9 protein-coding genes are annotated in these 12,193 nt (G+C 71.8%); 3 read left to right on the forward strand and 6 right to left on the reverse strand.

Annotated elements, in window-relative coordinates; genetic code table 11:
- Positions 1-111: 111 nt before the first annotated feature.
- Positions 112-2,274, reverse strand: coding sequence for a prolyl oligopeptidase family serine peptidase (locus IPJ59_RS23580; protein WP_293273391.1), 2,163 nt, complete (start codon positions 2,272-2,274; stop codon positions 112-114).
- A gap of 121 nt (positions 2,275-2,395) precedes the next feature.
- Between IPJ59_RS23580 and IPJ59_RS23585 the strand changes: the two genes are divergently transcribed.
- Positions 2,396-5,077, forward strand: a complete 2,682-nt coding sequence (locus IPJ59_RS23585; RefSeq protein WP_293273392.1) for a hypothetical protein — start codon at positions 2,396-2,398, stop codon at positions 5,075-5,077.
- 90 nt (positions 5,078-5,167) lie between these two features.
- Here IPJ59_RS23585 and IPJ59_RS23590 read toward each other — a convergent pair whose 3' ends face one another.
- The 4 genes from IPJ59_RS23590 to IPJ59_RS23605 form a co-directional block, all read right to left on the reverse strand.
- Positions 5,168-6,100 (reverse strand): RpnC/YadD family protein, encoded by a 933-nt coding sequence (locus tag IPJ59_RS23590; protein ID WP_293273393.1) that lies wholly within the window; start codon positions 6,098-6,100, stop codon positions 5,168-5,170.
- A gap of 127 nt (positions 6,101-6,227) precedes the next feature.
- Positions 6,228-6,839, reverse strand: coding sequence for a hypothetical protein (locus IPJ59_RS23595; RefSeq protein WP_293273394.1), 612 nt, complete (start codon positions 6,837-6,839; stop codon positions 6,228-6,230).
- Between the two features lie 140 nt (positions 6,840-6,979).
- Positions 6,980-8,020: a hypothetical protein gene (locus IPJ59_RS23600; RefSeq protein WP_293273395.1), complete on the reverse strand. Its 1,041-nt coding sequence runs from the start codon at positions 8,018-8,020 to the stop codon at positions 6,980-6,982.
- A complete protein-coding gene (locus IPJ59_RS23605) occupies positions 8,017-8,448 on the reverse strand; it encodes a hypothetical protein (RefSeq protein ID WP_293250713.1) in 432 nt (143 codons plus the stop codon). Before IPJ59_RS23605 ends, IPJ59_RS23600 begins: the two co-directional genes overlap by 4 nt.
- Positions 8,449-8,526: 78 nt before the next feature.
- Here IPJ59_RS23605 and IPJ59_RS23610 point away from each other — a divergent pair, with 78 nt between their 5' ends.
- Positions 8,527-9,747 (forward strand): sensor histidine kinase, encoded by a 1,221-nt coding sequence (locus IPJ59_RS23610; protein WP_293273396.1) that lies wholly within the window; start codon positions 8,527-8,529, stop codon positions 9,745-9,747.
- Between the two features lie 33 nt (positions 9,748-9,780).
- Here IPJ59_RS23610 and IPJ59_RS23615 read toward each other — a convergent pair whose 3' ends face one another.
- On the reverse strand, positions 9,781-11,316 hold the full coding sequence (locus IPJ59_RS23615; RefSeq protein ID WP_293273397.1) for a sigma 54-interacting transcriptional regulator: 1,536 nt from the start codon (positions 11,314-11,316) through the stop codon (positions 9,781-9,783).
- A gap of 150 nt (positions 11,317-11,466) precedes the next feature.
- Between IPJ59_RS23615 and IPJ59_RS23620 the strand changes: the two genes are divergently transcribed.
- The gene (locus IPJ59_RS23620) at positions 11,467-12,000 is read left to right on the forward strand and encodes a peroxiredoxin (protein ID WP_293250722.1); all 534 of its coding nucleotides are present in this window, start codon (positions 11,467-11,469) and stop codon (positions 11,998-12,000) included.
- Positions 12,001-12,193: the final 193 nt, after the last annotated feature.

The following is a 12,193-nucleotide window of genomic DNA, read 5'->3' on the forward strand; positions in this document are numbered from 1 at the left end:
TACATACCCGGCGCGCGACCGCGTAGCGACACAGGTCTCATGTGATGGGTCGCGTCGTGCCGTGCACCGGCGTGGCGCGGGTGTACGATGTGGCGTGTGGCACTGCCGGCCTCACGCCCCGAGCTCGGCCAGCAGGAACGCCAGCGCATCGGCCTCGCGGGCGATCGTCTGCTGCACGAGATCGGCGCCGCCGTGGCCGGCGTTGCGCTCGACGCGGAGCCAGGCCGGGCGATCGCTGACGTGCTGCACGGCGGCGGTGAATTTGCGGGCGTGCATGGGGTCGACGCGGTCGTCGCTGTCGGCGCTGAGCATCAGGAGGGCGGGGAGGGGGCTGTCCTTTGGGACATGGTGGTAGGGTGAATAGGGGTGGAGCCAGGCGAACTCGGCGGCGATGTCGGGGTCGCCGTATTCGGGGATCCACGTGCGGCCGGCGCCGAAGCGGTGGTAACGGAGCATGTCGAGGAGGGGCACCGCGCAGACGACCGCGCGGACCAGCTCCGGGTGTTGCGTCATCAGGGCGCCGACGAGGAGGCCGCCGTTGCTGCCGCCGTAGACGGCGAGCTGCTGCGGGCGGGTGTAATCGTGGGTGATGAGATATTGCGCGGCGGCGGCGAAGTCGTCGAAGGCGTTTTGCTTGTGCTCGCGCATGCCGGCGCGGTGCCAGTCCTCGCCGTATTCGCCGCCGCCGCGGAGGTTGGGGACGGCATACACGCCGCCGTGCTCGAGCCAGGCGACGGCGCGGGCGGAGAAGGCGGGGGTGAGGCTGACGCTGAAGCCGCCATATCCGTAGAGGAGGGTCGGGCGCTTACCATCGAGCGGGAGGTCGCGGCGGCGGACGATGAACATCGAGATCGGGGTGCCATCCTTCGACGGGTAGCGGACCTGCTCGACGGTGAAGCGGCTGGTGTCGACCGGGACCTCGATGGCGCGCCAGAGGTGGGTCTCGCCGCGCTGGACGTCCGTCGAATAGATCTGGTCGGGCTGGGTGAAGGAGGTGAAGTGAAAGTAGGCGCGCGGGTCGTCGGGCTCGCCGACCAGGCCGCTGGTGCTGCCGAGGCCGGGCAGGGCGATGGGGCCGATCGGGGCGCCCTCGAGGTCGCGGAGCTGCAGCTCGTTGTGGGCGTCGCGGAGGTAGCTGAGGACCAGGCGGTCGCCGATCACCTGGACGCCCTCGAGGGTGGCGTCGGACTCGGGGACCAGCTCGCGCCAGTGCGCGCGGGCGGGGCGGGCGGGGTCGACCTTGAAGACGCGGTAGCGCGGGGCGCCGTCGTTGGTGTGGACATAGAAGGCGCCGCGCCAGGCGATGAGGTCGAAGATCGCGGGGCGGCCGGCGACCAGCGGGCGGAAGCCGGGGGCGGGGATGTCCTTCGGGACAGGTGGATCGCTGGCTGGCCCTTCGCTCAGGTCCTTGAAATACAGGTCGGTGCTGTTCCAGCCGTGCTGGTGGCTGATGGTGAGGAAGCGGCCGTCGCGGGACAGCTGGACGCCGACGAAGCGGGAGGCGTCGCCGGTGGCGGCGGCGATGATATCGTCGTGGTCACCGGCATCGCCGACGCGGTGGAAGCGGACCTCGGCGCGGCCCGGGAGCTCGGCGGGCGGGATGGTCGGGTCCGCGGGGAGCCAGACGTAGTAGAAGCCGCGGCCGTCGGGGGTCCAGGCGGGGCTGGCGTAGCGGGCGTTGTCGATGCGATCGGGGAGCTCGCGGCCGCTGTCCAGGTCGCGCAGGTGCATGGTCGAGGCGTCGGCGTTGTTGATGCTGAGCTTGTAGGCGAGCAGGCGGCCGTCGTAGCTGGGGAACACGCCGTGCACGGAGATGCTGCCGTCGGGCGAGAGGGTGTTGGGGTCGAGGAGGACGCGCTCGTCGCCGTCCTCGCCGTCGCGGACGTAATAGATGGCCTTCTCGCGATCCTTGTGGCGGCGGGTGTAGAAGATGCGGTCGCCGCGGCGGACGGGGGCGGAGATGGCGTCGACGTAGAGGAGCTCGGCGAGGCGGGCACGCAGGGCGGGGCCCTCCGGGAGCGCGGCGAGCAGGCCGCGGGCGTGGTCGTCCTGGGCGCGCATCCAGCCCTGGACGGCGGGGTCGCTGGCGTCCTCGAGCCAGCGGTAGGGGTCGGCGACGGGGGTGCCGTGGAGCTCCTCGACGAGCTCGTCGCGGCGGGTCGCGGGCGGCCGCTCGCTGCAGGTCCCGGGCGCGGCGGGGAGCGGGCGCTCGCTGGTCGGGTCGCCGCAGGCACAGAGGGCGGCGAGGAGGGCGAGGGCGGAAGTCTTGGCCATGGCGGCGAGGATATCACGGGGCGCGAGTCTGGCCCCGGGGACAGGTTCGGGAGCGCGCGATCGTTGCACTTGCCAGGGTCGGCAGAGGCGGCCTACGTTCGGGCTCGCAGGAGGTGCTCCGTTGCCGACGATCAAGCGCATTGGTTCGAGATTGGTGAATGTCCCCGAAGTTGTGAAGCCGAAGGTCGCGCCGGATGTGGCGCTCGGGCGTGACAAGCGGGTGGCGTGGTCCGAGCTGACGAAGTTCATGCACCGCTCGCCGAAGGACCCCTTCGAGCGCCACCTGCTGCCCGACGTCGAGGGCAAGGCGGTGGTCCACGCCGAGATCTCGCCGGCCTTGCGCGACATGTTCGCCAAGCTGCCGCGGCCGGACCTCACGGATCGAATGGCGCCGCAGTGGTACTCCGTGGCGATCTTCTTCAATCTGCGAAGTGGTCGGCCGGGGGACTATGTCAACACGACCGTGCAGGACGCGCTGAACTGGCTGGACGAGGGGGCCGACCCCTGCCACCCGGGGATCTCCGAATTCATGTACCGCTACTGGCGGACGGTGTCGTACGGGCATCTGGCTTTCGGTATGAACACGCCGCGCGACGCGAGTCGCCGGCCGATCGTGCTCGAGGTCGACCCGCCGGCCGGCGGGGCGCAGGCGTGGGAGCAGCTGGTCGAGAAATGCGTGGACGCCGGCGCCGAGGCGATCTGGCAGGCCGCGGGCAGCCTCACGCGCGACGGCAAGCGCTGGATCCCGTCGATCGTGCTGGTCCAGCATTACTCGGTGCACGCGTCGGCGTGGTTCGGCGGCTTCGAGCGCAGCGTCGGTGGCCACGTCTACCTGGTCGGCGACTACACGCATATCACCTACGGCCTCGATCGCTGGTCGCCGCCTGACGCGCCGGCCAAGGTCGGGCGCGGCTTTTGGGGCACGCTGTGCCACGAGTTCTCGCACAACTTCCTCGAATTCTACGACCTCTACGGGCCCCAGGGTTGCACCGGGTACTGGGATATCCTGGGTGACAACACGCCGCCCGGCCGCATGTCGGAGGTGTGCGCGGCGATCAAGTTCCGCGCCGGCTGGCTCGCCTACAAGCAGGTGATCTCGGGGCCCCACGTCGCCGCGGCCGAGCTGGCGCTGAAGCCGTATACGACCACGGGCGAGGCCTTCAAGGTGGTGCCGGATCCGATCAATACGCCGCACGAATACTTCCTGCTCGAGTACCGCAAGGCCACCGGGCAGGAGGTCTGGCGCCCCGACGGCGCGCTGCCGGAGGAGGGCCTGCTGGTGCTGCATATCAATGAGCGCATGGGCCTGCCGTCGCGCCTGTGGCTGCTGCGCGACGCGCCCTACTTTGACCCCGAGTTCGCCGACGCCTCGGACCACGCGAGCACGCGCTGGACCGGCCACGACGACCTGCGCGGCAAGCTGTTCCCGCAGCCCGCCGCGGGCGGCGGGGGCGTGCGCAACGCGTTCACGCGGGCCAGCGTGCCGTCCAGCGATCTCTACGGCAAGCGCCCGTCGGGGCTCAGCATCACCAACATTCGCGTGGTCGGCGGGGAGCTGCGCTTCACGCTGCAGATCGACGGCAATCCGCGGGTCGGCTGGACGGTGGGGGCGGGCGACCGGGCCCTGGCCGGGCGCTTCACGGCGGAGTCGGTGACCGAGGGCGAGGAGGTGTTTATCCGCAACGCCGACAACGCCGCGCTGCTCACCCACGTGCAGGCGCAGTGGAACGTGGTGGCGGTGCAGAACGACTGGATCGGGCAGTGGAACCTCGGCACCGATAACCGCGAGCTGGTCGGCGACCTCGACGGCGACGGGCGCGACGAGATCTATATCCGCAGTCCGGAGTGGGCCGGCGTGCTCAAGTGGGACCGCGGGGCCTTCCAGACGGTCTCGATCCAGAACGACTGGATCGACGGCTGGAACCTCGGGGGCGACAACTGGGAGCATATCGGCGACTTCGACGGCGACGGCCGGGCCGAGGTGTATATCCGCAGCCCGGGCTGGGCGGGGGTGCTCAAGCTGGTCAGCGGCCAGCTGCGCCTGCAGTCGATCCAGCAGGAGTGGATCGATCAATGGCACCTCGGCCAGGACAACACCGAGCTGGTCGGTCGCTTCAGCCAGCGCAACGCCGACGAGATCATGATCCGCTCGCCGGAGTGGATCGGCCTGCTGCGCTGGGACAACGGCGCGCGGCGCCTGGCCCTCGCCAGCATCCAGAACGACTGGGTCGACGGCTGGAACATGGGCGGCGTCGACTGGCACTGCGTCGGCGACTTCGACGGCGACGGCCTCGACGAGGTGTTCATCCGCTCGCCGCAGTGGGCGGGCCTGCTCAAGTGGTCGGGCGACCGCTTTCACCTGCTGTGGATCCGCCAGACCAACCTCGAGCACGACGGCGGGGCCGCGGAGCACCACTGGCCGCTGCAGGCCGGCGATCGCATCCAGAGCGGCCGCTTCCGGCCCGACCGCGACGGCCTGCTGCTGTGGCGCGCGGGGCGGACGGCGGTGGCGTTCTGGAAGGACGGGGCGATGAAGATCCACCACAACTTCATCAACAGCATCGACGGCTGGAACATCGGCGCGGGGGACAAGCTCGTGCTCGGTGACTTCCATCCCCGCGGCCGCGACATCGGCGACCCGAACGTCGACTTCATCACCGACGCGCTCACGGATGTGTTCATCCACAACGGCTGGGGCACGGGCATGCTGGGGGTCAACTACATCGTGGGCAGCGACCCGGCGAAGCCCTTCGACGAGGCCGGGCTGACGTGGAGTCAGGCCGGCAAGCTGCTGTATCGATAGGGGCTGCGCCCGCCGTGAGCGCGGCTCACGGCGGTGGCGGTGGCGCTGGCGCCCACGCTGTCGTCAACTCCGGGCGATCGCGTGGGCGCTTCAGGCCCGGAAGATGTCGTCGAGGCAGGTCGCGGTGAGGACGCGCTCGGCCCAGAGGTCGAGTTGTTCGAGGTCCTGGCAGGACTCGACGCGAGCCGCGAGCGCGGGGGAGACGGTGAAGCCCTTGACCCGCAGCAGCTTGAGGAGCATCTGCGCCTGGCCCTCGGCCTTGCCCTCGGCCTTGCCCTCGGCCTTGCCCTCGGCCTTGCCCTCGGCCTTGCCCTCGGCCTTGCCCTCGGCCTTGCCGATGGAGATGTACTTGCGGGCAAACTCGCTCTGGTACTCGTAGGTGGCCTTGTTCATGAGCTGCTCCAGGGCGGCGCGTGCGACCTCGCCGAGCACGGCGTGGATGAAGTCAGGGTAAAACAGCTCCTTGTCCCTGTCGAGGCCGCGCACGGCGGTGAGGGCGGCGAGGGCGATGAACTCGGCGCCCGGTTCGCGGCCGTGGGCGGCGACGGACAGCACGGCGAGCTCGGGGGCGCGGCAGGCCTCCTCGAGATCGATGATGACGGGGATCTGGGCCGGACCGAGCACGAGCGGGTGGATCGTGCCGCGCTGACGGCCGAGGTCGATAGGCTCGGCGCACCAGGCCGCCACCCGTGGATCGAGGGCGACGACCACCAGGGTGACCGGGCAGCCCAGGCGCGCGCGCAGGCCGGCGACATACAGCGGCCAGCTCCGGCGCTTGCGGAGATCGACGTCGTTCTGCGCCTCGAGCACGAAGGCCTCAGTAGGCGCGTCATCGGGGCCGAGGGTGATGACCGCGTCAGCGCGATACTCGGCGAGGTTGAGGTCGACCAGCTCGGCCGCAGTGATGCGCGGGTGAGCCATCGCCGGCAACTCGAGCCCGAGCTCGCGCTGCAACAGGCCGACGATGACCTCGGGGGCGGCACGCACGAGGTGGACCAGCGCTTCATGCGAGAGCTTGGGCATGCCAGGGCCGGCCAGTGTAGTGGGCGCCGATCGCCGCGCAAGCCGACGCCTGGCGATGGCCGCTTGCGTGTACCAGTCCGCGAAAAGGCCAGCTACCGCGAAAGGCTGCGCCCGCCGTGAGTGTGGCTCACGGCGGTGGGCTGTCCCCGGGGACAGGTGTGAAGAGTGCGGTGACCGCCTTGCGCTCGGCGGGGTCGACCGCGCCGGCGCGCTCGAGGGCGCCGAGGGTGACGAGGGCGAGCAGGAGGGCCATGGGGTCGGGGGCGGTGGCCGCGTCGGCGCGGTGCAGGTCGGCGAGGCCGGCGGAGCAGGTGTCGAGGAGGAAGCGCGTGCGGTCGGCGGGGGCGATGGTGGCGAGGCTGTTCATGGTGGCCTCGAAGGGGGTGGTGCAGCGCTGCGTCCAGCCGGCGCGGGCGTCGGGGCTGTCGAGGCCCTGGGCGATGAGCTGACTGCGCGATACCGGGTCGGCGGCGGCGAGGGCGTCGAGGGCGTCGACGAGGGGGTCGCCGAGGCGGCCGCGCTCGAGCTCGGCGAGGCCGCGGGCGGCGATCGTGCTGCGGTACTCGGGGGCGACGGTGTCGAGGGCCTGGCTCAGCTCGCCGGCGGCGTGGGCGTCGAGCGGGCGAATGCTCGGGGCGGCGGGCGGCGTGGCCTTGGCGGGCGCGGACGGGGTGTCGACCGCCGAGGGCGGCGCGGTGCAGGCGGCGAGGCAGAGCAGTGAGACCAGGACGCGGCGCACGCCGGCGAGGGTATCACGGCACGGCGGGCTGGCTCCCGGGACAGGTGGTCGCGCGATCGTGCGCGGGGACAGCATGACCGTCGGGACATGCTGGCTGTGGCGATATGCTATGTTCATGGCTTTTTAGACATGTACGTGGATTATGGAACGTCGCGCTGGCGGCCGCGCTCAGCGTGGTGCAGGTCGGTGTATTGGCGCAGCGGGGACAGCCAGGTGATGGCGGCGAGGAGGGCGAGGGCGAGGGCGGCGAGGGTGAGGACGCGGCGGGCGCGGGTCGGGACGGCGGGGGCGGGGTCCGGGGGCGGGCCGCCGCGGCGCAGGCGGGCGAGCAGGGCGGGCCAGGGGAGGGTGAAGAGGGGCACCAGCAGCTTGGCCTGCAGGTAGCCGATGCCGGTGAGCAGGGTGACCTGGACGTGGAAGCCGAGCAGCAGCAGGCCCCACGCGGCGCGCAGGCGCGGACCCACGAGCATGAGCGGGGCGCCGAGCTGGACGACGAGGGTGAGCGTGGCGAGGACCTGGCTGAGCAGCGGGCGGGCGGCGATGAAATGCGCGTAGCTGCCGGCGAGAGAGGTGTCGGCGACGCGGTGATGCGACAGGACGATCGCCCGCAGGGTCTGCTGGTCGGCCCAGCTGACGCCGCTGTGCAGGAGCTTGCTGAGGCCGGCGCTGACGTAGATCGCAGCGAGCACGCCGAGCGCGGCGGCCTCGGCGTGGCGCTCGTCGCGGGCGAGCGATCGGGGTTCGCCGCGGTGGAGGGCGCGGGCGAGGGCGGTGCCGGCGAGCCAGGCGAGCAGGAGGGCGCCCGAGAAGAAGTAGGGGCGGCTCGGGCCGTGGATGAGGGCGGCGTGGGACTCGTTGAGCAGGCACAGGCTCGCGAGGGCGAGGGCGCCGCTGCGCAGGGGATGCCACGCGCGGGCGAAGGCGAGGAGGGCGAGCAGGCCGGGGATAGCGACCGCGGCGACGAGGAATGAGTGGCCGCCGGGGGCGAGCAGCCACGCCGGGGCGAGCGGGTGGGAGCGCGGGCCGGCGCCGGTGCTGGCGACCTGCAGGGCGACGGCGAGGAGGTCGACGGCGGCGACGAGCGCGAGGCCGAGGCGGAGGTGGCGACGCGACGCGGCCGGGGCGTCGCGGGCGGCCGCATGCTCGGGCGTATCGTCGGGTCGACGCGGGGTGTGCGTCATGGTTGCACCGCGCGGCAGGTTTGCAGGGAACAGTCCTCGATCGACGGATCGCCGGGTTGTTCGTGGAGGCGGAACACCCTGCGGATCACGGTCACGGGCGCGGCGTCGGGGAGCGTGGTCTGGCGGGCGGCGAGCAGGGCGGCGGCCTCGCGATCGAGGTAAGGGATGTAATAAAACGGCCACTGCGCAGGGCATGCGTCGGGACGGATGTCCGGCGGTTTGGGGCAGTCCCAGGCGGTGTATTCGTCGAGCTCGTGGACGCGGCCCTGGTCGTCGCGGGCGACGATGCGGCTCGCCGAGTGCACGCGCTCGGTGGAGTACATGTTGAAGCTGGAGAAGGGGTAGAGATTGCCGGCGGCGCGGGCGAGCGCGAGGTAGGCGAGGAGGGCCAGGACGGAGCCTGCGCGCGCGAGGTCGGGTCGTCGCATGGCGGTCGCGCGGCGACGATACCCGCGGCCGCACCCGGGACGCCAGCGCGGGACGGGCCTATACTCCGCGCCGTGGGGGTGGCGTCGAGACAGGAGAACCGCAGCCTGCCGCGATTGTTCTGGCTGGCGCTGGCGTTGATCCTCGGCTTCGCGGTGTGGTGCGTGTGGCTGGTGCGGGCGGTCGAGCAGGAGCGGGCGCAGGTGGCGGAGCGGGTCGGCTGGCTCGGCGAGGCGCAGGCGCTGCAACAGAGCCTCGGGCGCGGCGGGTCGATCGAGGCCGAGCTGCGGCGGCTCGCGGAGGCGACGGCGGCCAGCGGCGGAGCGTCTCAGACCGCCCTGCAGGCCGCGCTGGCGAGCGACGACGCGGCTGCGCGGCGCGAGGCGATCGACGGCTTCGTGCGGGCGGTCCGCGGCGAGACGGCCGAGCTGTCGCAGCGGCTGGGGCAGCGGTGGAGCGCGCTGTATGTGCTGACTCTGGCGGCGCTGCTGTCGGCCGCGACGGCGCTGGCGCTGCTGGTGGTGGCGACGTGGCGGCAGCGGCGGGCGGAGGCGCTGCAGCGATCGCTGGCCGAGGCGCTGGCGGCGGTCGAGACGGCGCGGGCGGAGGCCGACGCGGCCAACGCCAACAAGACGGCCTACGTGACGCACATGAGCCACGAGCTGCGCACGCCGCTGAACGCGATCCTCGGCTATACGGCGCTGCTGCGCGAGGTGCCGGCGGTGGCGGCCGATCCCGAGGCGGCGGCGGACCTGCAGCGGGTGGCGCTGGCGGGCGAGCACGTGCTGGCGCTGATCAACGAGGTGCTCGACATCTCGCGGATCGAGGCGGGGCACCTCGAGCTGCGCGCGGCGTCCTTCGAGCTCGGCGCGTTGCTCGAGTCGGTGGTCGAGCTGCTGCGCGGGCAGGCGTCCGCGGGGGTGGTGCTGCGGTTCGAGCTGGCGCCGGATCTGGCGACCCGGCGCGTCGGCGACGCGCCGCGGATCCGCCAGGTGATCGTGAACCTGGTGGCCAACGCGCTGCGCTACACGCAGGCGGGATCGGTGGTGCTGCGCACGAGCGGGTCGGTCGGGCAGGTGAAGGTCGAGGTCGAGGACACCGGCGTGGGGATCTCGAGGGTGGGGCTGACGCAGCTGTTTCGGCCCTTCGCGCAGGTCGACGGCGGCGATCGGCGCGGCAGCGGGGTGGGGCTGGCGCTGTGCAAGCGGCTGGTCGAGGCGATGGGCGGGCAGATCGGGGTCGAGAGCGAGGTCGGCAAGGGCTCGCTATTCTGGGTCGCGCTGCCGCTGCCGGTGGGGTGAAGCGGGCCGCTGGAAGGTGGCGCCGTCACGGCATCAGGCTCGCCCGATCCCCAGCTTCTTCATCTTGCTCTGCAGCGTCGACGGCTTGACGGCCAGCAGCTCCGCGGCGCCGCCGGGGCCGTAGATGCGGCCGTGGGTGCGCTGCAAGGCGCGCCGGATGTGCTGGGCCTGGGCCTGATCGAGGGTGAGCTGCGGGCCCTCGGCGCTCGCGGGCTCGCTGACCTGTCCCGCAGGACTGGCGGTGCGGACCGCGAATTCGAAGCTCTCGGGGCCGAGCACGCGGCCGGGTGTGACGATCGTCGCCCGCTCGAGCGCGTTGGCCAGCTCGCGCAGGTTGCCGGGCCAGGCGTGCTGGCGCAGGCGGGCGAGGCCGGCGTCGCTGACCCGCATGCCGGCGCGACCGGTGCGCTGGCTCTGCTCGGCGAGCATGGCGGCGCACAGCTGCGGGAGGTCGACGAGGCGCTCGCGCAATGGTGGTAGTCGCAATGGGAATACATGCAGGCGATAATAGAGGTCCTCGCGGAATCGCCGCTCCGCGATCGCCTGCTCGAGGTCGACGTGGGTGGCGGCGAGGATGCGGACATTGACCTTGACGCTGCGGTCGCTGCCGACCGGATCGAGGGTGCCTTCTTGCAGGACGCGCAGGAGCTTGGCTTGTACGTCGACCGACAGCTCGCCGATCTCGTCGAGCAGGAGGGTGCCGCCGTGGGCCATCTGGAACCGGCCGGGGCGGGCCTGGGTGGCGCCGGTGAAGGCGCCCTTGCTGTGGCCGAACAGCTCGCTCTCGAGCAGGCTCGGCGGGATCGCGGCGCAGTTGAGGGCGACGAAGGGGCGGTCGGCGCGGGGGCTCCAGCGGTGGATCGCGCGGGCCAGGCGCTCCTTGCCGGTGCCGGTCTCGCCGAGGATCAGCACGGGTGTGTCGGTGACGGCGACCTGGCGCGCGCGGGCGGCGAGGGCCTGGATCGCGGGGCTGTGCGAGCGCTCGAGCACGCCGTGGACCTCGACCTCGGCGTCGAGGACGCGGGCGTGCTGCTGCTCCTGCTGACGCAGCTGCTCGAGGGTGAGGCGCTGCTCGGCGTTCTCGAGGGCGAGGCCGAGGATCTGGCCGTAGGTCTCGACCAGCTCGACGACGGGCTGCGAGTAGGTCTCGCAGGTGGTGCGGTCGAGGGTCATGACGCCGAGCGATCGGCCGGCGGCGTGCAGCGGGACGACCATGCAGGCGTGGCCGGGCGGGAGGTCGAGGACGCCGTCGAAGGGGTCGCCGTCGCCGTGGCGGTGGTCGTCCTCGGTGAAGGCGCGGGCGCGGCGGGTCTCGAGGGCCTCGCGCAGGCTCGGGAAGTCGGCGAGCTCGAGGCTGTGCTCGCGGACCTTGCCGGCGAGGCGGCCACGCGCGGCGCGGACGACCAGGGCCTGGTCGTGGAGGGTGAAGATCGTGGCGAGGTCGTAGGGGGCGAGGCGGGCGACCCAGTCGAGGCCGCGGCGCAGGAGGTCATCGAGGGCGGCGTCGCCAGCGAGGTCGACGAGGGAGCGCAGGTCGGCGGCACTGGGGGGGAGATCCGCGGGGCTCATGCGGGGCCAGGATGGGCTGGATGGCACCGAAATGCCAGTGTACGGATAGCGAAATATCGGTGTACAGCGAAATGTCGGTGTCTTGGGCTGGCCAAAATATTGAGATCATTGAACCTGGTCGCTGGCGCCGGGATTGCTGTGTGGCCGGCCATGCTGACCGTTGGCGACACATTCCCCGCTTTCAAGCTCCAGGCCGTCGTGAGCCGCGACGTGGGCCAGGAGTTCACCGAGATCTCGGAGGGCTCGTACCCCGGCAAGTGGCTGGTGCTGTTCTTCTGGCCGATGGACTTCACCTTCGTGTGCCCCACCGAGATCGCGGCGTTCGGCAGGCAGGCCGGCGAGTTCGCGGACCGCGGCGCGCAGCTGCTCGGGGCCAGCACGGACACCCACTTCGTGCACCTCGCGTGGCGCAACCACCACCCCGACCTGCGCGAGCTGGCGATCCCGATGCTGGCCGACACGAAGCGCGAGCTGTCGACGGCGCTGGGGATCTTGCACCGGACCGACGGGGTGCCGCTGCGGGCGACCTTCATCGTCGACCCACAGGGCGTGATCCGCTGGGTCAGCGTCCATGACCTGCAGGTCGGTCGCAACGTGGCCGAGGTGCTGCGGACCCTCGACGCGCTGCAGACCGACGAGCTGTGCCCCTGCGACTGGCAGAAGGGCGAGGCGACCCTGGGATAACGGCGTTTTCTGGCGGAGCAAGCACACGGGTGGGCGCGCGGTCGCGCGAACGCAGGCGGGAGAGGGTGTGTGGGGTCGCCGCGAGGCTCCACGGGGTCGGAGGAGGCCCCGTTGGGGGCTACGTGGTCCGAGCCTGGGATGCTGACGAGTGGCTACAGGTGGTGTAGCTTGCGTAGCCTACCCCACGGCAAGA

Origin of the sequence: Nannocystis sp. (assembly GCF_016714285.1) — a bacterium.
GTDB lineage: Bacteria > Myxococcota_A > Polyangia > Nannocystales > Nannocystaceae > Nannocystis.

Excerpts from the sequence above, each read along its gene's own strand:
- IPJ59_RS23600 (WP_293273395.1), bottom strand. The coding sequence starts at position 8,020 with ATGACGCACACCCCGCGTCGACCCGACGATACGCCCGAGCATGCGGCC.
- IPJ59_RS23580 (WP_293273391.1), bottom strand. The coding sequence starts at position 2,274 with ATGGCCAAGACTTCCGCCCTCGCCCTCCTCGCCGCCCTCTGTGCCTGC.
- IPJ59_RS23590 (WP_293273393.1), bottom strand. The coding sequence starts at position 6,100 with ATGCCCAAGCTCTCGCATGAAGCGCTGGTCCACCTCGTGCGTGCCGCC.
- IPJ59_RS23605 (WP_293250713.1), bottom strand. The coding sequence starts at position 8,448 with ATGCGACGACCCGACCTCGCGCGCGCAGGCTCCGTCCTGGCCCTCCTC.
- IPJ59_RS23615 (WP_293273397.1), bottom strand. The coding sequence starts at position 11,316 with ATGAGCCCCGCGGATCTCCCCCCCAGTGCCGCCGACCTGCGCTCCCTC.
- IPJ59_RS23620 (WP_293250722.1), top strand. The coding sequence starts at position 11,467 with ATGCTGACCGTTGGCGACACATTCCCCGCTTTCAAGCTCCAGGCCGTC.